Source organism: Castellaniella sp. FW104-7C03, from assembly GCF_040276085.1.
GTDB lineage: Bacteria > Pseudomonadota > Gammaproteobacteria > Burkholderiales > Burkholderiaceae_B > Castellaniella.
The window spans coordinates 178925-197614 of record NZ_JBELOK010000005.1; the positions used below are offsets into that span (position 1 = coordinate 178925).

At 61.5% G+C, this 18690-nt stretch carries 26 protein-coding genes; 18 read left to right on the forward strand and 8 right to left on the reverse strand.

Translation table 11 applies throughout. The annotated features are described in order from the left end of the window. From ABS758_RS07955 to ABS758_RS07990, 8 genes are all read right to left on the reverse strand, one after another. Window positions 1–545 (reverse strand): DUF7666 domain-containing protein (locus tag ABS758_RS07955; protein WP_350381502.1); only part of this gene is annotated, 545 nt, incomplete at its 3' end. Beyond that, window positions 542–988: a hypothetical protein gene (locus ABS758_RS07960; RefSeq protein WP_350381501.1), complete on the reverse strand. Its 447-nt coding sequence runs from the start codon at window positions 986–988 to the stop codon at window positions 542–544. The genes ABS758_RS07960 and ABS758_RS07955, both read right to left, overlap by 4 nt. 2 nt (window positions 989–990) lie before the next feature. Beyond that, window positions 991–1413, reverse strand: a complete 423-nt coding sequence (locus ABS758_RS07965; RefSeq protein ID WP_350381499.1) for a hypothetical protein — start codon at window positions 1411–1413, stop codon at window positions 991–993. Between the two features lie 10 nt (window positions 1414–1423). Next, entirely contained in the window at window positions 1424–1582 is a 159-nt protein-coding gene (locus ABS758_RS07970) for a hypothetical protein (RefSeq protein ID WP_350381497.1), read from the reverse strand. A gap of 11 nt (window positions 1583–1593) precedes the next feature. Then, window positions 1594–2322: a hypothetical protein gene (locus ABS758_RS07975; protein ID WP_350381496.1), complete on the reverse strand. Its 729-nt coding sequence runs from the start codon at window positions 2320–2322 to the stop codon at window positions 1594–1596. A 166-nt stretch (window positions 2323–2488) separates the two neighbouring features. Beyond that, window positions 2489–2890: a hypothetical protein gene (locus tag ABS758_RS07980; protein WP_350381494.1), complete on the reverse strand. Its 402-nt coding sequence runs from the start codon at window positions 2888–2890 to the stop codon at window positions 2489–2491. 1 nt (window position 2891) lies between these two features. After that, window positions 2892–3134, reverse strand: a complete 243-nt coding sequence (locus ABS758_RS07985; RefSeq protein ID WP_350381492.1) for a hypothetical protein — start codon at window positions 3132–3134, stop codon at window positions 2892–2894. A gap of 68 nt (window positions 3135–3202) precedes the next feature. Next, window positions 3203–3616 carry a hypothetical protein gene (locus ABS758_RS07990; RefSeq protein WP_350381490.1) on the reverse strand — a complete coding sequence of 138 codons (414 nt, stop codon included), beginning with the start codon at window positions 3614–3616 and terminating at the stop codon, window positions 3203–3205. Window positions 3617–3708: 92 nt separating this feature from the next. Between ABS758_RS07990 and ABS758_RS07995 the strand changes: the two genes are divergently transcribed. The 18 genes from ABS758_RS07995 to ABS758_RS08080 all read left to right on the forward strand — a co-directional run bounded on the left by ABS758_RS07995 (window position 3709) and on the right by ABS758_RS08080 (window position 18690). Beyond that, complete coding sequence (locus ABS758_RS07995; RefSeq protein ID WP_350381488.1) at window positions 3709–3945, forward strand: transcriptional regulator; 237 nt, start codon at window positions 3709–3711, stop codon at window positions 3943–3945. Beyond that, window positions 3942–6188 (forward strand): VapE domain-containing protein, encoded by a 2247-nt coding sequence (locus ABS758_RS08000; protein WP_350381486.1) that lies wholly within the window; start codon window positions 3942–3944, stop codon window positions 6186–6188. The genes ABS758_RS07995 and ABS758_RS08000 overlap by 4 nt, the downstream gene beginning before the upstream one ends. A 306-nt stretch (window positions 6189–6494) precedes the next feature. Then, the gene (locus tag ABS758_RS08005) at window positions 6495–6770 is read left to right on the forward strand and encodes a hypothetical protein (RefSeq protein ID WP_350381485.1); all 276 of its coding nucleotides are present in this window, start codon (window positions 6495–6497) and stop codon (window positions 6768–6770) included. A gap of 28 nt (window positions 6771–6798) precedes the next feature. Continuing rightward, complete coding sequence (locus ABS758_RS08010) at window positions 6799–7230, forward strand: terminase small subunit-like protein (protein ID WP_350381484.1); 432 nt, start codon at window positions 6799–6801, stop codon at window positions 7228–7230. Next, window positions 7217–8788: a terminase gene (locus tag ABS758_RS08015; RefSeq protein ID WP_350381483.1), complete on the forward strand. Its 1572-nt coding sequence runs from the start codon at window positions 7217–7219 to the stop codon at window positions 8786–8788. Before ABS758_RS08010 ends, ABS758_RS08015 begins: the two co-directional genes overlap by 14 nt. A 10-nt stretch (window positions 8789–8798) precedes the next feature. Next, the gene (locus ABS758_RS08020) at window positions 8799–9269 is read left to right on the forward strand and encodes a GNAT family N-acetyltransferase (protein ID WP_350381481.1); all 471 of its coding nucleotides are present in this window, start codon (window positions 8799–8801) and stop codon (window positions 9267–9269) included. Continuing rightward, window positions 9262–9720, forward strand: a complete 459-nt coding sequence (locus ABS758_RS08025) for a hypothetical protein (RefSeq protein ID WP_350381479.1) — start codon at window positions 9262–9264, stop codon at window positions 9718–9720. Before ABS758_RS08020 ends, ABS758_RS08025 begins: the two co-directional genes overlap by 8 nt. Window positions 9721–9722: 2 nt before the next feature. Further along, entirely contained in the window at window positions 9723–10049 is a 327-nt protein-coding gene (locus ABS758_RS08030) for a hypothetical protein (protein WP_350381478.1), read from the forward strand. 21 nt (window positions 10050–10070) lie between these two features. After that, the gene (locus tag ABS758_RS08035) at window positions 10071–11774 is read left to right on the forward strand and encodes a portal protein (protein ID WP_350381476.1); all 1704 of its coding nucleotides are present in this window, start codon (window positions 10071–10073) and stop codon (window positions 11772–11774) included. Window positions 11775–11783: 9 nt separating this feature from the next. After that, window positions 11784–12116 (forward strand): capsid staple protein, encoded by a 333-nt coding sequence (gene gp10, locus ABS758_RS08040; protein ID WP_350381474.1) that lies wholly within the window; start codon window positions 11784–11786, stop codon window positions 12114–12116. 47 nt (window positions 12117–12163) lie between these two features. Beyond that, the gene (locus tag ABS758_RS08045) at window positions 12164–12526 is read left to right on the forward strand and encodes a Bbp19 family protein (protein WP_350381472.1); all 363 of its coding nucleotides are present in this window, start codon (window positions 12164–12166) and stop codon (window positions 12524–12526) included. Continuing rightward, window positions 12486–13202, forward strand: a complete 717-nt coding sequence (locus tag ABS758_RS08050; RefSeq protein WP_350381470.1) for a hypothetical protein — start codon at window positions 12486–12488, stop codon at window positions 13200–13202. The genes ABS758_RS08045 and ABS758_RS08050 overlap by 41 nt, the downstream gene beginning before the upstream one ends. A 12-nt stretch (window positions 13203–13214) precedes the next feature. Further along, complete coding sequence (locus tag ABS758_RS08055; RefSeq protein WP_350381468.1) at window positions 13215–14219, forward strand: major capsid protein; 1005 nt, start codon at window positions 13215–13217, stop codon at window positions 14217–14219. 36 nt (window positions 14220–14255) lie between these two features. Further along, window positions 14256–14720, forward strand: coding sequence for a Bbp16 family capsid cement protein (locus ABS758_RS08060; RefSeq protein ID WP_350381466.1), 465 nt, complete (start codon window positions 14256–14258; stop codon window positions 14718–14720). Window positions 14721–14730: 10 nt separating this feature from the next. Continuing rightward, entirely contained in the window at window positions 14731–14988 is a 258-nt protein-coding gene (locus ABS758_RS08065) for a hypothetical protein (RefSeq protein ID WP_350381464.1), read from the forward strand. 67 nt (window positions 14989–15055) lie between these two features. Next, on the forward strand, window positions 15056–15658 hold the full coding sequence (locus tag ABS758_RS08070; protein WP_350381462.1) for a phage connector family protein: 603 nt from the start codon (window positions 15056–15058) through the stop codon (window positions 15656–15658). Further along, window positions 15651–17984: a phage tail protein gene (locus ABS758_RS08075; protein ID WP_350381460.1), complete on the forward strand. Its 2334-nt coding sequence runs from the start codon at window positions 15651–15653 to the stop codon at window positions 17982–17984. The genes ABS758_RS08070 and ABS758_RS08075 overlap by 8 nt, the downstream gene beginning before the upstream one ends. Before the next feature lie 61 nt (window positions 17985–18045). After that, entirely contained in the window at window positions 18046–18690 is a 645-nt protein-coding gene (locus ABS758_RS08080) for a virion core protein, T7 gp14 family (protein WP_350381458.1), read from the forward strand.

The following is an 18690-nucleotide window of genomic DNA, read 5'->3' on the forward strand; positions in this document are numbered from 1 at the left end:
GTGCCGTAATTCCCGGCGGTGGCCGTGCCGGATTCCCCGGCGGTGGCCGTGCCGTAATTCCCGGCGGTGGCCGTGCCGTAATTCCCGGCGGTGGCCGTGCCGTAATTCCCGGCGGTGGCCGTGCCGAGTCCACCGACCGATACGCTGCCCTTGTCGTCTACCTTCAGGCACGCGCCAATAACGGCAACCTCACGGGCCTGAGGCTCGTGCTCAATGATGTATGCCGCTGCCTCGGACTTGGCACCGATGAAGCGCACCGTGGCACGCGGAAATTTGCACTTGCCGCCCAGCATGACAATGCTGTCACTGGGCACCTCGAGGACGTACCATTTCGCGTCCTGGTCTTCCCAGTAATCGACGCAACTGTGATCGCCCTGGCCATACAGCCAGCCGTGCAGGCCGTTGCCACAACTCTTGTTGCCGTTCCAGTCAGGCGCAACAACCTCTTCGCCCACGGCCTGGGGCCATGCGAAGTTGTGGCGGCTGGTGTGGTTGGCACGGCATACGCGCAGCACCAGCGACGTTTTGACGGTGGGCTTGGTCATGCCGCCACCTCTTCCTGCGCGGCGTGCAGGTCGGCCAGCAGCGCGGCATAGTCCTCGGCGGCGACATCGTTCAGGTGCTTGGCGCCGTGGCCAGCCAGTACTTCGATCAGGCGACTGCGGTCTTGCACCGCCAGAGCCTTGATGGCCTCCGCCACCTGGTCGCGGCTGACTTCACCAGCTGCGGGCTGGTCGGCGCCCTTGTCAGCGACGGGCTGCGAGTTTTTGGACGATCGCCTCGTATTGGCGGGCTTGGACTCGGACGCACCGGCCTCCGCCCCCGGCGCAGTACGCTCGGTATTGGCAGGCTGCGCCGGTTTCTCGGCATGGGTAGTCTGGGACTTTTTTTCAGTCGTGCCCTGTGTGGTCAGGGTGCCAGACTGCAGAGCCGCCAGCAGTTCGCGCAGAGCGGTTGTGTTTTCAGCAATGGCTTGTTCAAGCGACATGGTTATTCTCCTTGGGTCTCTTCAGTGAGGGTGTGAAGCCGGGTGAAAATGTCCCCGGCGTCGTTGGCAATCTTTCGGAATTTGTCAGCCAGCTCGAGCATGGTTTTGCACTCGTCAGGCTCGGTGATTCCTGCGTGCTCGAGCAGGCGCACGATGCTGGTGAGGTGTTTCACGCCGATGCTGGCCTCGAGCAGGACGCCCAGCATTTCGGTGACTTCGCTGACGGTGAAGTCTTCCAGCGCTTCGACCAGGCGGGACAGATCGCTTGCGGTAAGCTCGGACTCGTTGGCAACCTCGAACAGCTCGGTGTCGGTGTCTTCCAAGCGGCGCAGCAGTTCACGCTCGATTTCGCTGGTGGTGAATTCGTCCAGCTGATTGTTGGCATAGCGCAGGAACTCGCTATCGGATAAGGTGCGCAGGTTCATGCTGATCCCCTTAACGAATCGGCCGGATGACGATGGAGCACGGGGCGGCGCAGTCGCTGCGCTGCAGGCAGGCCACGGCCTGGGCGTGCGCCTGGTCGCGGGTGGTGTTGGGCACGACGAACTGGTGAAAGGCCTGGGGCGTGCGCACTTTGACGAGGTAGGTGGTCATGTCGTCGCTCCCTACGCTGCCCAGCCGGGGACTGCGAAGCCGTCATCCAACCTGACACGGCGGGCCATGATGTAGGCCATGAAATCCAGATTCACCGGCTTGGTCTTGCTTTTTTCCTTGGTGGTTTCCGTGGCGTAGGTGACACCCACCACAGCTGCGCCGCAGCTTGGACTTGTTGGACTTGCGCTTTTCTCGTCGCTGTACATCACGGCGAAACTCGGGTCGCGGTCGCCCGTGATGAGTTTCAACGCTTCTACGGCGTCCTTCATCTGGTCAGCGGGCAACGTGCAGCCCGGATTGCCGATGGCCAGTGTGTTGCTGGCGGGGATGACACGGCGCCAGGGCAACTCACGGCTTTCGCCACTGGTGACGCCTTGCACCGTGACGCCCGCGTGCTGGATCGACACTTGGTAGGTCGGAATCGCAGATTTGGATTCCAGTTCAACGATCTGCCAGGTGCAAAGGTCTGCCGTCTTCGAATACTTGAGCCGGTCGATCAGATCAATGGACACCATCACAACGCGGTCGGTCAGCGGGTCCGTTATCGGATCAGCCCACACCGGCTGCACACGATTGACGTGAATGCGGTGTCCATCGGTGCCGACCAGGTACAAGCCATCCTTTTGAAAATCAAGGGTCAGCGTGTTGATGTAGTGCCGGATGTCCTTGCGCCCTGCTGCGAGCGCAGCAGCTTTGACATCGGCCATGTGCAATGAGAACGACGTTTGTACGCCTGCCATGGTTCGCTCCGAAAGTATGGTTGGTATTGATTACTACGGAGCAAATGGTAGCTACTAGCTACCTACAAGGCAAGTAGCTAGTAGCTTTTTTACAATGTTTTACACGTTTGGAGTGGGCAAAAGAAAGCCCGCCACTTGGCGGGCAGGGTGCTGTAGACAGGTGTCGCTAGTACTGGGTGCAGGTGGTTGAGCTGCCGTTCTGGTCACACCTGGTAGTGGCGCGGTGCACGTCGGTACCAAAGCTGAAGCGCACCTTCGTGCCATCAGACAGCTTGCCGAAGCCGGTGCCCCCGTTGTAATTGCTCTTGGTGAATACAAAGGTGCCGGTGCGGCCGTCGTCGCATTTCAGAGTGCCGGTACCGGATACCGTGGACGGCCGGTGCAGAGTGCCCGTACACGAGACGCCTTGTTGGCTCATTATCTGCATCGTGCCATCACCGACGCCTGCAGTGGCCGACCCCATAAAGTCATCGGTGCTTTGTCCTGCAAAGTTTCCGACAACTGGAACGGTCACTGCGCATCCGGATAACGCAGCACTGAGAATAAGGGCTGTAATTTTGGATCGCATATCAGCTCCGGCTGAGTGCGTCGATTTTCTGTTGTTCTTCGAGCGCCTTGCGTTTGAGAAACAGCCGGATTATCTCCGGTGCGGGCACCACACGCCACAAGGCAAGCAGGTTCAGCAGGGGTACCACCAGCAATAGCGTCACCAGCACCTGATCCTCGGTACTGTTCGGTGCGCCGTGCTGGGCCGTGCCGTAGGCCACAAAAACGAGAAGCGCGATATTCGCAATAACGGCAATGTATTTCATGCTCCCTCTCCTAAGATCACAGTACTGTCTTTTTATTATTAACCCAAACGAGTTTTAAGTGTCGTTCTCTAGGCAACCTTTCCGCTTTTAACCGGTAGCGCACCTCTGATAAAAAAGGTAACCGCTCGGTTTAATTCTGCCTTGCTCTCTTCGGACAGGGCCTCATAGTCAGCGTAGGGCACAGTGAACGGCCACGCCGGACTTGCCGTTTCAACTGCTTGTAGCTCGCCGCTTTCGTCCCACAATTCTGGGTGTTCCTGGTACATCCATGCAGCGGGCCTGTCAAGGATAACCCTTGCTATCCGCTCAGCCAGGTCGTCGCCTAGGCTTCTCGGTTGCTTGTCCTTCGGGCCTTGAAAGCCTCGCATTACCTGTTCAACATACTTGGCGTTGCACCCTACGCGGGCCGCAAGTTCTTTGTGCCCGCCTGCTATTTTCACGGCGTAGATGAGGTTCTGTCGGCGCACTTCTCTCGGGTTCATTTTTGTATCTCCAAATGTTAGCTATCGGCTACCAATTGAAGAGTAATACACCTCCTTGACTTTTAAGGTAGCTAATAGCTACTATTGCGGCTATGAAACTACACACTTACCTAAGTCAGGAACGGGGGCGGGCCGCCTTGCTCGCTAAAGCGCTATCCGTCAAGCCGCCGACCATTTCAGAGTGGCAGCGCGGGGTAAAACGGGTGCCCATAGCCCGATGCCTTCCCATCGAACAGGCCACTCAAGGGCTTGTCACCCGGGCCGATCTGCGCCCGGATGACTGGCATCTGATTTGGCCGGAATACAAGCACGAGACAGGTGACGCATGAGTTACGGCGCAGCCCACGATGACTGGGTGCACCTCGATTGCGTGCTGGGGCTTGCCTCCGACTTGCTGCCTGTGGTGTCAAACCCCGACGCGGTGGTATCCCCGCAGTCGAAAATGAAGGCTCTGGGCAAGACGCCCAGCCGCTACAACGGATCGCGCCAGGTGGCGGGCATCCCCGCCTGGTCAGAACATCAGGCCACCTCTCGGGAGCTCGAACGCTGGGCCAAGGAACCGGACTACGGCATTTGTGTGCAGACGCGCCTGGTGCGGGCCTTGGATATCGACGTGCCCGATCCTGCGCAGGCGCAGGCCATCGTCGCCTTCGTGCACGACTGGCTGGCGGCGCAGGCCCTGGTGAGCGATGACGGCCTGGACGCGCCGCTGCCTTGCCGGTACCGGGAAAACTCAGGCAAGTGCCTGCTGGCCCTGCAGGTGGCAGGCACCATGGCCAAGGGCAAGATCATCGTGGCCGGTGGTATGGTGGAATTCCTGGCCAACGGCCAGCAGTTCATTGCCTGCGGTACCCACCCTTCGGGCGCCCGCTACCAGTGGCGCACGGGCGACGTGGCGGGCCTGCCCGGTCAGATACCGGAAATCTCAGAAGCCACGTTCACGGCGCTGTGGGCGGCGCTGGCTGCACGCTTTGCCATTGAACCGACTGATGGCGTGCCAGGCACCATCAACCCGCGCAAGCGCGGGGATCACGTCGCCTTGCCCGATCCCGTAGCTGACTTCCTGCTCGAGCAGGGCCAGGTACTCGGTGAGGATCGAGACGGCGCTCTGCTCATTACATGCCCATGGGAAGCGGATCACACCCAGGGCGAAGTCGGGGATGGGTCTACCGTCTGGTTTCAGGCAGGGACAAACGGGTACGATCGGGGCCATTTTCGCTGCCTGCATGGGCACTGCGAGAACCGCAACGACGGCGAGTTCTTCGAAGCCGTGGGGTACACGCCGGATGCAACGGGGGATTTCGCTGTCGTGGAGTCAGGCGGTGACGGCCACCCTGAGCGCCCAGTCGATTCCCTGGCCGACCTAGGCCTGCGGCGCAAGATTGGCAAAGGGCAATGGGCGGGCTGGTTTCTCGCCACGGCTGAGAACGTCGTCGCGGCCCTGCGCCTGGCGCATGTCTCGGGTTTCGAGGTGCGCTTCGACGTGTTCCGCGACGAAATCCTGCGGCGCACGCCTGAAGGCGAGTGGCAACCGTTCAAGGATGCCGACTATACCCGGCTGAAGCTGGCCCTCGAGAGCGCCCACATTGAACCCATCCCGTTCGAGCTGCTGCGGGCGTGCGTGCGTCTGGTGGCCGACGAGCAGACCTTCGACAGCGCTCTGGAAGTGCTGGCAGGCCTGCAGTGGGACGGAGTGCCGCGCATCGAGGCCTTCTACTCCCACTATCTCAAGGCTGATGACACACCCTACACACGAGCTTGCGGCCTGTACACATGGACGGCGATGGCGGGCCGTGTGCTCAACCCCGGGTGCAAGGCCGACATGGTACCGATCCTGGTGGGCCTGCAGGGCCTGCGCAAGAGTAGCGCGGTCGAGGCCATGGCCCTGAGTCCTGAGTGGCATGGCGCCCTGTCGCTCTCGGGCAAGGATGCAGACCTGTCGCGGCAGATGCGCGGCAAGACGGTCATCGAACTGCCTGAGCTGCGCGGCCTGCGCACCAGGGAGCTTGAGAGCATCAAGGCGTTCATCACCGAGGGCAGCAATGCCTGGGTGGCGAAATATCAGGAGTTCGAAACCAAGTACCCACGTCGGTGTCTGTTTGTGGGCACCACTAATGAAGAAGAGTTTTTGGACGACGACACAGGCAATCGACGGTGGTTGCCGCTGACGGTCGGGCTGGCCGACACCGATGCGATCCGGGCCGACTGCGCCCAGTTGTGGGCTGAGGGTGCTGTCCTATTCAAATCGGGCGGTGTGCAGTACGAGCAGGCCGAAGCGCTGGCGGATGAGGCGCACGCGGCGCACATGGTTTCCGACGAGTGGGAAGACCCAATACGCAAATTTTTGCAGACTCCTGACGCGCTGACAGATGAAAGGCCCCTTGATCGTGGTTTCGTCACGACCATGCAAATTTTTGCGAATGCGCTTTTTATTGCGCACGACCGCACGGATACGCGCACGTCGAAACGGCTGGCGCGGGCGATGCGGGCGCTTGGATGGCGAAAAGATGATCGCAGAAAGAACATCGAGGGTCGCGGGTGGTGCCTTGAGACACATGAAGGACACAAATGAAAACTAAGTGTCCTTTCAAAACGCGCATGAATAAAGGCTTTGGACACATGGGACACATGGGACACATAAAAAAGTGACTATTACGCACATCCGTTAGTGTGTGGCTGGCTGGGTATATATAAGAGTTTTTGCTGTCCTAGGTGTCCATGCGTCCCAAACACCGGAACATGCAAAAAATTGCAGATAGGAAATGATGGGATGAACACGCAAAAAATTGCAGATTGGAGAGGGGAAAGCCATGGTCGGGTTGGATTTACGCGAACGTGCAACAAATTACGTCTTTCCTATGCACGAGGAGCTAAGCGGATGAAAACCAACAGTTCGGGGCGCCGCATCGGGGAAGACCACCCCAGGGCGGTGATGGCCGACCGGGACGTGGCTTTGCTCATGTCGCTACTGGATGAGCGCGAGTCGCTGCTGGGCCGCCTGCAAGCACGGGGCAGGCCCCAGGCCGAGACGGATGCAGCGCTCACGGCGGCTGGCCTGTCCTATCGCTGCCTGGCTGAGCGGTTCGAGATCAGCAAGTCGCACGTCTACAAGATCGCCAGCGGCAAACGCCGGTGCCAGACCCCGTGGCCTTGATCGTGTGCAGCGGGCCGACAATCCATGCATGTCAGACCCAGATACCCACCGCAAGCCTGTACGCCAAAAGGCCTTCCTTGCTGCACTCGCCTCCTGCGGTGTAGTCGGCCAGGCACTGGCTATCGTTGACCTGCACCGCTCAACCGTGTTGCGCTGGCGCAAGGATGATCCCGAATTCGCAGCGGCCTACGACCAGGCGCTGGAAGACGCCACCGACACGCTGGAATCTGAGGCACGGCGCCGTGCTGTCGAAGGCGTGGACGAACCGGTGTACTACAAGGGTGAACGCGTCGGCGCTGTACGCCGGTACAGCGACAAGCTCATGGAAGTGCTGCTCAAGGGCAACCGGCCCGACAAGTTCAAAGATCGGGTGGAGCACTCGGGTTCGCTGGACATCAGCATTGCTGAGCGCCTGGCGCGTGCCCGGGGGCGTGTAGGCGCCACCGATGGCGACAAGTGAACAGGACATTGCGCTGGCCGATGAGGTAGCGCGTTTCTACGCTGACCCGCTCGGGTTCGTGCTCTTTGCCTACGAGTGGGATACGGACCCCGCCCTGCAGGTCTGCAAACTGCCTGAGCCCTGGTCGTTCATCTACAACTGCGAATACGGCCCCGACAAGTGGGCCTGCGAGCTGCTAGACCGCGTGGGCGAACAGGTGCGGGCCAATGGCTTCAACGGTGTGCAGGCCGTCCAGCCCATCCGCGAAGCGGTGGCCAGTGGTCACGGTATCGGCAAGTCGGCCATCACGGCGTGGCTTGTGGATTGGCTCATGAGCACCCGGCCCTATGCCAAGGGCACCGTCACGGCCACCACGGCCCCGCAGCTCGAGGCTAAAACCTGGGCCGAAATTGCGAAGTGGACAAAGAAGTGCATCACCGGCCACTGGTTCGATGTCAGTACCGGCCGGGGGTCTATGCGCATGTCGCACAAGGAAAGCCCCGAAGGGTGGTTCTGCACGGCGCAGACCTGCCGCGAGGAAAACAGCGAAGCCTTCGCCGGGCAGCACGCGGCAAACTCCACCTCGTTCTACATTTTCGATGAGGCCTCAGGCGTGCCTGACACGATCTGGGAAGTGGCTGAGGGCGGCCTGACTGATGGCGAACCAATGTTCTTCGCCTTTGGCAACCCGACGCAAAACAGCGGCAAGTTCTACGACTGCTTCCATGCGCAGCGTCACCGCTGGGGGCGGCGTCAGATCGACAGCCGCGAAGTGCAGATCAGCAACAAGACCACAATTGCAGAGTGGGTACAGGACTACGGCGAGAATTCCGACTTCGTGAAGGTGCGCGTGCGCGGCATGTTCCCGTCCATGTCGGCCAAGCAGTTCATCAGCGTGGCAGACGTGGACGCCGCCTTCGGCCGCCACCTGCGCCAAGATCAGTACTGGTTCGCACCCCGGATTCTGACGTGTGACCCTGCCTGGGAAGGTGATGACGAGCTCGTCATCGGGCTGCGCCAGGGGCTGCGGTTCGAAGTGCTGCGCGTCATCCCGAAAAACGACAACGACGTGCAGATTGCGAACCTGCTGGCTGTGCTCGAGGATGAGCACGACGCCGATGCCGTCATCATCGACTTCGGCTATGGCACGGGCATCTACAGCGCCGGGCAGACCATGGGCCGCGATTGGCTGCTGGCTGACTTTGGCAGTTCCAGCCCAGACCCTGGGTGCCTGAACCTGCGGGCCTACATGTGGCGCGAAATGCGCAACTGGCTCAAGGCCGGGGGCGCCATCCCGAATGACAAGGTGCTGTACGCCGATCTGATCGCCCCGCAGACGGTGCCGCGTGCCGACGGTGCAATCCAGCTCGAGGCAAAGAAAGACATGAAGCGGCGCAACCTGCCATCACCCAACCGGGCCGATGCGCTGGCTCTGTCTTTCGCCTTCCCTGTGTCGCGTCGGCAACGCGCCTCGGCGCCCACTGCGGCAAGCGTGCGAGGGCACGATCCCTACGCCGCAGTTTCGACCCGTGGCCTTGAGAGCGCACCAGTTGAGCACAATCCCTACGAAACCATGTAGGAGTTGCCCCGTGACTGAAGTGCGTCTCGTCACCCCCGACGAGTTTCTAGCCTGTGCGAACTACCCGGCGCTGTTTGCTGAGTACGCTGCCGAGTCCAGCACGGAAGGGCTACCCGCCCCCCGGCCGGACATGGCGCTGTACCGCGCATTGCACGCCAGCGGCTGCATGCACACGCTGGCCGCGTTTCAGGATGGGGAGATCGTCGGCTTCCTCGTGATGCTGGCCCACCAGAATCCGCACTATGGCGTCGTGCTGGCCGTGGCCGAAAGCTACTTCGTGGCCGCAGCGCACCGCACCGGCGGCGCAGGCCTGCGTCTGTTGCGTGCGGCAGAGAACCATGCGCAGAGTCTGGGCGCGGCGGGCATGTTCTTGAGCGCACCGGCTGGCGGCAAGCTCGAGCGGATGATGCAGGCCTCGTCTGCCTACCGGCACAGCAACACCGTTTTCTTCCGGGCCTTTCAGGAGGCGGCGCATGACTGAGCTTGCCATCCTGGGCCAGGCCCTGCCCGCATCCACTGAACACGCCCGGGCGCTGGTTGATGCCCTGGAAGCTCGGTGCCTCGAGCAGCCGCAGCCGCGCATCTTGACCCATCACGTCCTGCACGGTGGCATCTACACCCGCACCATGTGCCTGCCCGCCGGGCATGTGCTCACGTCCACGCTCGTGAAAATCCCTACCACCCTCACGGTGTGCGGGGATGCGGCCGTGGTGGTGGGCGACGGCGACGTGTACCGCGTGCAGGGCTACCAGGTGCTGGCTGCGTGCAAGGGCCGCCGGGTGGCCTACCGGGCCTATGCCGATACATGGATGTCCATGGCCTTCGTCACGCAGGCCAAGACGGTCGAAGAGGCCGAAGCCGAATTTACCGATGAGCCTGAGCGCTTGATGTCGCGCTTTGGCGAAAACATCGTCGTCAACACAGGAGAATAACCATGTCTGGTGCCGTATCCATTGGAACTGCCGTGGCCGTGGGCGCCGCTGCTGCGGGCGCCGTGGCCGTCGGGTCAGGGATGTTCAACAGCAAGCCCAGTGCGCCCAAAATGCCAGCGCTGCCTGCCGCCCCGACCGCGCCCCCGACCGCGCCCCCGACCGCGCAACAGACGCAAGCGCCCGATGAGCAAGCGCGACGCAATCAGCAAGGCGGTGCGACCGCTGGCGGCCCGATGGGCGCAGGCAACGCAGCCACCTTGCTGACCGGCGCCGGGGGTGTCCAGCAGGGCGACACGTCCCTGGGTAAAAACACGTTGCTGGGTGGCTAAATGGCCTTCCCCGATACCCCCATGAAGCAGCGCCTGATGGCGCGAAAAAGCGCTATGTGGCAGGAGCGATCCACATGGATCAAGCGCTACCGCGACATCACTGACGTGCTGCTGCCCTACGCGGGCCGGTACTTTGCGAGCGATCGTAACAAGGGGGATCGGCCTTTCAATTCAATTTTTGATTCCACGGCCACCTGGGCCTTGGACATCATGAGCGCAGGCCTCATGTCGGGCATGACCAGCCCGGCTAGGCCGTGGTTCCAACTGGCCACCCCAGACCGCGAACTGATGGATTACCAGCCGGTGCGCCTGTGGCTTGACCAGGTGGCAAAGCTCATGCGCGATATATACGCGAAGGGCAACACCTACAACGCGCTGCACACGATGTACGAAGAGCTGGGGGCCTTCGCCACCTCGGCCACCATCATCGAGCCGGACTTCGATGACGTGATCCGTCACCAAGTGCTCACGGCTGGCGAGTACGCGCTGGCGACGGATGACAAGGGCCGCGTGAACACGCTGGTGCGCGAGTTCCAAATGACCTTGCTGCAGGTGGTTGAGAAGTTCGTCCTGCAGCCGGACGGCAGCTTTGACTGGTCACGGGTGTCGGCCACGATCAAACACGCCTGGGACACGCACAAGAGCCTGGATCAGTGGATCACCGTGGTGCATTTCATTGGGCCGCGCACCGACCGGGACATGACCAAGCAGGACTCGAAGAACATGCGCTTTGGCTCCTGGTACATGGAGCCGGGCCGGGCCAATGGCGATGAGGTATTCCTGCGGGAATCGGGTTATTCGCGTTTCCCGGCGCTGGCCCCTCGGTGGAACATCCGAGGCGGTGATATTTACGGCAACGGGCCCTCGTTCCGGGCGCTGGGCGACATCCAGCAACTGCAGCAGGAGCAACTGCGCAAGGGCCAGGCTATCGACTTCCAGACCAAGCCCCCGATTCAGGTGCCAGCGGATCGCAAGAATTCGCAAATCTCCATGCTGCCCGGAGGCGTGTCCTACATCCCCATGGGCCAGAATGCATCACGCGCTGAGCCGCTGTTTGAGTCGCGCCTTGATCTGTCCGGCCTGCTCGAGGACATTCAGGACGTGCGCGGGCGCATCAACCGCAATTTCTACGTCGATCTGTTCCTGATGATTTCGCAGGACAATCGGCGCACCCCCGCCACGGCCACCGAGATTGCTGAACGGCACGAGGAAAAGCTGCTCATGCTCGGGCCTGTGCTCGAGCGCATGCACAACGAGCTGCTGGCCCCGCAGATTGACCTGACGTTTGCCCGCATGGTCGCCACCGGCATCCTGCCCCCGCCCCCGCGTGAACTGCGGGACGTGGAGCTGAAGGTGGAATTCATTTCGATCCTGGCTCAGGCCCAGAAAATGATTGGGCTGGGCAGTCTGGATCGTCTGCTGGGAACTGTGGGGCAGCTGGCCAGCGCCGACCCGTCAGTGCTGGACAAGATTGACTCCGACAAGGTGGTCGATCACTACGCCGAAATGCTGGGCGTAGACCCCACGGTGATGCGCTCCGACAAGGATGTGGCTCAAATCCGCGACCAGCGAGCCCAGGCCGCCAAGGCGCAGGCGCAGGCTGCCGCCATCCCACCGATGGCAGGCGCGGCAAAAGACTTGTCGCAGGCCGATCTGTCAGGCAATAACGCGCTGACCTCGATCATGGAAAAGCTGCAGGGGTACAACGCCCCGATGCCGCAATAGGAGAACGCAATGCCGATGGTTTCTATGAAGCTCAGCGCCCAAGCCGCGCAGGCCTATAACTCGCCCGTCCCCTCAGGGGACGCGCCGATGTACCCGTGGGGGCTGACTGTCAGCCTCGATAACGAATCCATGAAGCGCCTGGGCCTGGACACCGCCCCGCCTGAAGTGGGCACGACCATGGTGCTCATGGCCACGGTCGAGGTGACCAGCGTGCGCAGCGAGAAGGAACATGACGGGGACACCCGCGCCGGGGCCGATCTGCAGATCACCGAAATGGAACTGCTGCCAGGGCGCCGGGACACCGACCCGCGCAGCATGTACCCCAATTCGAACATGTCATAGCCACCCCGTGGCCTTGATCCCCAAAGACCCGCTTATTGTATCGACCAATGACTACCGAGTACGACCCTCTTGATCTCGTCGGGCAGGCACGCGCTGAGGCTGATAAGGCCGAAGAGGAGCGACTTTCGAAGGGGATGGAGCGCAGCGATCTCTGTGTGGTTATGGGAAGCAAGGAGGGCCGCAGGTTTATGTGGCGACTTCTTGGGCTGTCAGGCGTTTACCGATCCAGTTTCAACGAGAACGCAGCCATCACGGCCTTCAATGAGGGGGCCAGAAACATAGGGCTGATTCTCACCGACCAGATCATGGACGCGTGCCAGCACCGTTATACCGACATGCTCCGAGAGCACAAGGAAGCGAGAGAACGACATGAGCAACGAAACGCCGACCGACGCAACACCGACCGATAACCAGCCAAGCGGTGCGCCCGCAGTGGCACCTGCTGCACCTGCTGCACCTGCTGCACCTGCTGCACCTGCTGCACCTGCTGCACCTGCTGCACCTGCTGCAGACGGCACCTTGCTGGGCGGTCAGCCAACGGACGGACAACCGGCGAGCCCCGCAGTGCCTGCAGACCAGGCGCCCGAGGATGGGAAACCAGCAGACGGAAAACCGGCTGATCCTGTTTCGTATGACGATCTCCAAGCACCCGAAGGCACCACGTTCAACGCGCAGGCCCTGGGCGACTTTAAGACCCTGGCAAAAGACATGGGTTTGTCCAAGGACGACGCGCAAAAACTGGCGAATCTGGGTGTGCAGGCCGTGCAGGCGCACCAGGCCGAAATGGCTGAGGCCATTCAGCAAGAGCAAGCGAAGTGGGAAACCGCCTCGCGGGCTGACAAGGAATTCGGCGGCGACAAGCTGGACGAAAGCCTTGGCCTTGCGAATCACGCCTTGGCGACGTTTGCCACGCCGGAAATGCTCACCCTGCTCAAAGAAAGCAAGCTCGGTAACCACCCTGAATTTATCCGCACCTTCGTGCGGGTTGGCCGTGCCATCAGTGAAGACAGTCTCGTGAAGGGCACCACCAAACCCACGGTAGCGGATGCTCGCAACTTCTACCCGAACTCCCATCATTCTGCCTAAGGAGCACTCGCCATGAGCGTACTGGCTACTACTCACCCCACCCTGCTCGACATCAAAAACCGCCTTGACCCGAACGGGCAGGTGGCGCAGGTGATCGAAATGCTGAACCAGACCAATGAAATCTTGGATGATGCGGTCTGGATCGAAGCCAACGAACTGACCGGCCACACCACCAGCGTGCGCACGGGCATCCCTGAGCCGACCTGGCGCAAGCTGTACGGCGGCGTGCAACCGACCAAGACCACCAGCGTGAAGGTGCGCGAGGGCCTGGGCATGCTGGAAAACTATGCTGAAGTGGACAAGGCCCTTGCCGATCTGAACGGTAATTCGGCGGCTTGGCGCATGTCCGAAGAGTCCGGGATCATCGAAGGTTTCGGCCAGAAACTCGCCCGGTACATGGTCTACGGCAACGAGGCCACCGAACCGGAAGGCTTCACCGGCCTCGCACCGCGCTTCAATTCGAAGAGCGCAGTGAACGGCGGCAACATCCTCACGTCTGCCTCTACGCCGGACGCCACTGACAACACCTCACTGTGGGTGGTTGGCTGGGGGCCTCAGACGGTGCACATGATCTACCCGAAGGGATCGCAGGCTGGCCTGCAGATTTCCGACAAGGGCCAGGTCACCATCGAGGACGTGGACGGCAACGGTGGCGGGCGCATGGAAGCCTACCGTACCCACTACAAGTGGGACGCGGGTATGGCAGTGCGCGATTGGCGCTATGTCGTGCGGATCAACTTCGATCTGGAAGACATTGTTGCCGACGGCAAGACCGGCCCCGTCCTGCGCGACATGCTGGCCAAGGCCATGCGTCGTATCCCGAACCTGAACGTGGTTCGCCCGGCCATCTACATGAACCGGGACGCGCTGGACGCCTTCGACCTGCAAATGAACCGCGACCCGCTGTTGCAGTTCCGTACGCAGGAAACCGCCCAGGGCAAGTTCGTCACCACGTTCCGGGGCGTCCCGATCCGTCGTGTCGATCAAATCCTGTCCACCGAAGCGGGCGTTGCCTAATCCGGCGCGGCTCACGAAATCAAGGAGAACCGAATCATGATTATCGACAAGCGTAACGAGTTCGCCGACGCCCTGGCCCTGAACACGGGCGGGGCGGGCACCTACCTGCTGGGGAACGTAATTGACACCGACCCGGCGGCCATCGCTCCCAACGACACGGTAGACCTGCAAGGGTCTGAAATGTTCCTGGTGGTGCAGGTGGACACAGCGGCCACCTCAGGGGGCGCGGCCACGCTGCAGATCAAGCTGGCGTCTGACGCGCAAGCGGCTATCGCCACTGACGGTAGCGCGACGGAACACGTCGTCCTCCCTGCGGTGGCGGTCGCTGACCTCACGGCGGGCAAGATGGTTGCCTGCGTCAAACTGCCCTCGGGTGCCTACGAGCGGTATCTGGGCATCCTGCAGGTTACCGGCACGGCGGCATTCACGGCGGGCAAGATCAATGTCTTCCTGACCTCCGACCCGGCGATCTGGAAGCCCTACGCCGACAACGTGAACTAAGGGGCTGACGATGGCTGAAAAAGAGCAAACCGTCACCCTGGTGGCTGTCGAACGGGGTTTTCTCCACGGCGCCCTGGTCGAACCGGGAACCACCTTCACGCATCCGGCCGATGCGAAGCCCCCGAAGTGGGCGGCCAAGCAAGGCGATTCGCGCCTCATCAAGGCGGCCAAACCCATCACGGCCGCCGACCTAAAACCGCAAGCGGCTCAAAAAGCCGTGAAGGCCAAGGCGGCGGCTCTGACGGGGGACGGCTCCGATCTGGTCTAACCCAGATTGGTAATCCAGAGGGGCGGGATGCGCAATCGTCCCGCCCCTATTTTCATAGGGGTGCATAGTGGCATCGAAAATCGACATTTGGAACCTCGCACTGTCTCATGTCGGGGCATCCGCCACCATCGCAGACCCAAACGAGCAAGGCGTGGCCGCCAATCACTGCCGCCGCTTCTACCCGGTGGCTCTGTCCTGCACGCTCGAGCGTCACTCATGGAGCTTTGCCACCCGGCGGGTGCACCTGGTGCCCACGACAAACCCGGTAGGGCACTGGATGTTTGCCTATGTGCTGCCCATCCGGTGCGTGCGTGCTCGGGCTGTCCTGCCCCCAGGCGCGGCTGACGATACGCAAGAGCAGCCCTACGCCATCGAAAGCCTGGATTCTGGCACTGGCGTCATCTACAGCAACACTGAGCAGGCAGTGCTGAAGTACACGGCCCTGGTTGAAGATGTCAGCAAGTTCACGCCGTTCTTCACGCTGGCGTTGTCCTACGATCTGGCGGCCATGCTGGTCGGGCCGATCTCCAAAGACGAGCGCATGAAGGCCCGGCTGCTGCAAAGCGTCCAGTATTACATCGCCCAGGCCCAAGCTCAGGATGCCAATTCGTCCATGAGCACGGCCTACCGGGATTTCATACCCTCTCACCTGGCGGCACGCAATGGCTAGCACAAAGACCCTACAGCGCTCATTTGCAGGGGGCGAAGTCGCCCCAGAACTGCACGGCCGCATTGACCTGGTGAAGTACCAGACGGGGCTGGCCCGCTGCGAGAATTTTCAGGTACTGCCACACGGGCCCGTGCGCAACCGCCCGGGATTCGAGTTTGTGAACTTTGCACAGGCGCAAGCAGCTGGGGACGCCGCAGCAGAAGCCCCCAAGGTGCGCGTTATTCCGTTCGCATTCAACACTGAGCAAACCTATGTGCTCGAGCTGGGGGCCGGATATGTCCGCATCTACACCCAGGGCGCGGCCTTGCTGGACGACGCCGCGCTGACTGTCGAGGGCGTCACTCAGGCCAATCCAGCGGTGCTCACCTACAGCGGTGCCTCCGACCCGGCCGAAGGCGCCCACCTGTATCTCACGGGCATAGGCGGCATGACGTGGCTGAGCAATCGCTTTGTGCGGGCTATCAACGTGGATACGGTGGGTAAGACGTTTGAAGTCTGGGACGACGACACGCCGATGGACACAACGGCCTATCCTGCTTATACCTCGGGTGGTGACATTCGCTCGCCGGTCACGGTCACCACCAGCTACGCTGAGGCTGACCTGTTCGATATCCATTTCGTGCAATCGGCTGACGTGCTCACGCTGGTGCACCCGGGGTACCCGCCGGCTGAGCTGCGCCGCACCGGGGCCACCACCTGGTCGCTAGCGGATATTGATTTCGTGCCCGCCATCGCTACTCCGGACGCCCCCACGGCCACGGCCACGGTGGCGCCTTTGCCTAGTGGTGCCCCCGCCGACAACCCGATCACCCACCATTACAAGATCACGGCCATTGCCGATGACACGCTCGAAGAGTCGCTGGCCTCGGCAGAAGCCACGGCCTCGAACGATCTGAACCGGCAAGGCAATTACAACTCGATCACCCCGACGACCTTGGTTACAGGTGCCGTGCGGTACAACATCTACAAGCTCGATGGGGTCTATGGCTACATCGGCCAGTCTGACGGCAGCGCATTCAAGGACGTGAACATCACGGCTGACATCAGCCAGACCCCGCCCGACCTGAAAAACCCATTCGATGCCACCGACACCTACCCCGGGGCCGTGGGGTACTACGAGCAGCGTCGATGCTTTGCTGGATCGAATGATCGGCCTCAGAACTTCTGGGGTACCCGCTCGGCCACTGAGAATAACCTGTCGTACTCGATCCCCCAGCGTGACGATGACTCTATCCAGTTTCGCATCGCCGCCCGGGAAGTGAACCGCATCCGGCATATTCTCTCGCTGGATCAGCTCTTTCTGCTCACCTCGGGGGGTGAGTGGAAGGTGGCCCCACAAAACTCCGACGTGCTCACCCCCACCACGGCATCCCCGAAACAGGTGTCGTCTGAGGGGGCCAGCAACGTTACCCCGGTCGTGACCGCCAGCAGCGTGCTCTTCGTGCAGGACACGGGAAGCCGCATGCGGGAATTGAAGTACCAATGGGAAGCGAACGGGTACAACGTTAGCGACATTTCGCTCATGGCGCCTCATCTTTTTGATGAGTACAAGATCGTGGACATGGCCTATGCCAAGTCGCCGTACCGCTTCATTTGGTGCGTGCGTTCCGATGGCGTGCTGTTGTGCCTGACCTATCTGCCTGAGCAGCAAGTGGTGGCGTGGAGCCAGCACCGGACAGCGGGCCGATTCAAGTCTGTAGCCTGCATTCAAGAGGCTGGGGAATATGTGCTTTACGCCGTAGTCGAACGCTTCCTGCAGGGCCGCTGGAAGAACTGCATCGAGCGCATGCGCCCCCGGTTCTTCTCGTCGCACGAGGATGCTTTCTTTGTGGACAGCGGCCTGACCTACAAGGGGCCACCCACCACTACCGTGCGCGGCATGTGGCACCTGGAAGGCCAGGAAGTCTCTATTCTGGCCGACGGCGCCGTGCCTCGTAAGCAGACCATCACTGACGGCGCAATCGTCCTGGATCAACCGGCCAGCACCATCCATATCGGTCTGCCGATGACGGCGTACCTGCAGACATTGCCCCTGTCGTTCGAGGCCCAGGCGGCCGGACAAGGCTACACGAAAAATGTCAACGAGATTATCTTCCGCGTCAAGGAAACTTCGGGTCTTGAGATTGGCCCCGATTTCGATCAACTCGTGGCCTGGACGCTGCGCCGCCAGGAGGCTGCAGGCCTGCCCCCGGCTCTTTTCTCTGGCCTGAGCGAGTTCCAAATCATGCCCGAATGGGGGCTGGACGCTCAGGTGTGCATCCGGCAGGCGGCCCCGCTGCCCGCGTGCATCCTCTCTATGACACTGGACACTGCGGTCGGCGGGTAGCCCGTGGCCTTAAGGCCTGGGCGTGCGGCTACGCTTGAGCCAATTATTAAGGAGTCATCCCATGTCTGGTGCATCCAGTATGGCCGCTATCGGGGTTGGCATGTCTGTGGTGGGAACTGTCGGCAGCATGGCCGCGTCCCGCCAGGCGGCTGAAGCGCAACAGCGACAGCTGCAGCAGCAGGCCAATTCCTACGCCTACCAGGCGCAGGTCAGCCGCAACAATGCCATGGTGGCTGAATGGCAAGCCCGGTCTGCATTGCAGGCCGGGGCGAAGGCTGAACAAACCCAGCGGCTGAAGGCTGCAAGTCTGACCGGGGCGCAACGCGCCCGGCTGGCCGCCAATGGCGTCGATCTGGGCCAGGGCAATGCCCTGAATATCCTCATGGATACCGATTACATGAATGAGCGGGATGTCCAGACGATCAAGGACAATGCCGCGCTCAAGGCCTGGGGCTACCGGGTGGATGGGCGGAATTCGATGGACAACGCTGGGATGCTGGACGCTGGGGCTTTCAATGCCGTGGATGCTGCGGGGGCTATCAACCCTACGGCGGCCGCAGGCAGCACAATGCTCAGCGGCCTGGGGCAAGTGGCCTCAAGCTGGTACCGGTACTCGCAAGGCTTCAAGCCCGCCACACAAACAGGTTTCACGAACGCCGGGGGCGGCAGCACGCTCACGCCCTTTGATGTGAGTTCGAGGTTCTGA

Excerpts from the sequence above, each read along its gene's own strand:
- ABS758_RS07990 (WP_350381490.1), bottom strand. The coding sequence starts at position 3,616 with ATGAACCCGAGAGAAGTGCGCCGACAGAACCTCATCTACGCCGTGAAA.
- ABS758_RS07960 (WP_350381501.1), bottom strand. The coding sequence starts at position 988 with ATGTCGCTTGAACAAGCCATTGCTGAAAACACAACCGCTCTGCGCGAA.
- ABS758_RS08010 (WP_350381484.1), top strand. The coding sequence starts at position 6,799 with ATGTCAGACCCAGATACCCACCGCAAGCCTGTACGCCAAAAGGCCTTC.
- ABS758_RS07995 (WP_350381488.1), top strand. The coding sequence starts at position 3,709 with ATGAAACTACACACTTACCTAAGTCAGGAACGGGGGCGGGCCGCCTTG.
- ABS758_RS08005 (WP_350381485.1), top strand. The coding sequence starts at position 6,495 with ATGAAAACCAACAGTTCGGGGCGCCGCATCGGGGAAGACCACCCCAGG.
- ABS758_RS08035 (WP_350381476.1), top strand. The coding sequence starts at position 10,071 with ATGAAGCAGCGCCTGATGGCGCGAAAAAGCGCTATGTGGCAGGAGCGA.
- ABS758_RS08045 (WP_350381472.1), top strand. The coding sequence starts at position 12,164 with ATGACTACCGAGTACGACCCTCTTGATCTCGTCGGGCAGGCACGCGCT.
- ABS758_RS08025 (WP_350381479.1), top strand. The coding sequence starts at position 9,262 with ATGACTGAGCTTGCCATCCTGGGCCAGGCCCTGCCCGCATCCACTGAA.
- ABS758_RS07975 (WP_350381496.1), bottom strand. The coding sequence starts at position 2,322 with ATGGCAGGCGTACAAACGTCGTTCTCATTGCACATGGCCGATGTCAAA.
- ABS758_RS07980 (WP_350381494.1), bottom strand. The coding sequence starts at position 2,890 with ATGCGATCCAAAATTACAGCCCTTATTCTCAGTGCTGCGTTATCCGGA.
- ABS758_RS07985 (WP_350381492.1), bottom strand. The coding sequence starts at position 3,134 with ATGAAATACATTGCCGTTATTGCGAATATCGCGCTTCTCGTTTTTGTG.
- ABS758_RS08075 (WP_350381460.1), top strand. The coding sequence starts at position 15,651 with ATGGCTAGCACAAAGACCCTACAGCGCTCATTTGCAGGGGGCGAAGTC.
- ABS758_RS08065 (WP_350381464.1), top strand. The coding sequence starts at position 14,731 with ATGGCTGAAAAAGAGCAAACCGTCACCCTGGTGGCTGTCGAACGGGGT.
- ABS758_RS08050 (WP_350381470.1), top strand. The coding sequence starts at position 12,486 with ATGAGCAACGAAACGCCGACCGACGCAACACCGACCGATAACCAGCCA.
- gp10 (WP_350381474.1), top strand. The coding sequence starts at position 11,784 with ATGCCGATGGTTTCTATGAAGCTCAGCGCCCAAGCCGCGCAGGCCTAT.
- ABS758_RS07965 (WP_350381499.1), bottom strand. The coding sequence starts at position 1,413 with ATGAACCTGCGCACCTTATCCGATAGCGAGTTCCTGCGCTATGCCAAC.
- ABS758_RS08015 (WP_350381483.1), top strand. The coding sequence starts at position 7,217 with ATGGCGACAAGTGAACAGGACATTGCGCTGGCCGATGAGGTAGCGCGT.
- ABS758_RS08030 (WP_350381478.1), top strand. The coding sequence starts at position 9,723 with ATGTCTGGTGCCGTATCCATTGGAACTGCCGTGGCCGTGGGCGCCGCT.
- ABS758_RS08055 (WP_350381468.1), top strand. The coding sequence starts at position 13,215 with ATGAGCGTACTGGCTACTACTCACCCCACCCTGCTCGACATCAAAAAC.
- ABS758_RS08000 (WP_350381486.1), top strand. The coding sequence starts at position 3,942 with ATGAGTTACGGCGCAGCCCACGATGACTGGGTGCACCTCGATTGCGTG.
- ABS758_RS07970 (WP_350381497.1), bottom strand. The coding sequence starts at position 1,582 with ATGACCACCTACCTCGTCAAAGTGCGCACGCCCCAGGCCTTTCACCAG.
- ABS758_RS08080 (WP_350381458.1), top strand. The coding sequence starts at position 18,046 with ATGTCTGGTGCATCCAGTATGGCCGCTATCGGGGTTGGCATGTCTGTG.
- ABS758_RS08060 (WP_350381466.1), top strand. The coding sequence starts at position 14,256 with ATGATTATCGACAAGCGTAACGAGTTCGCCGACGCCCTGGCCCTGAAC.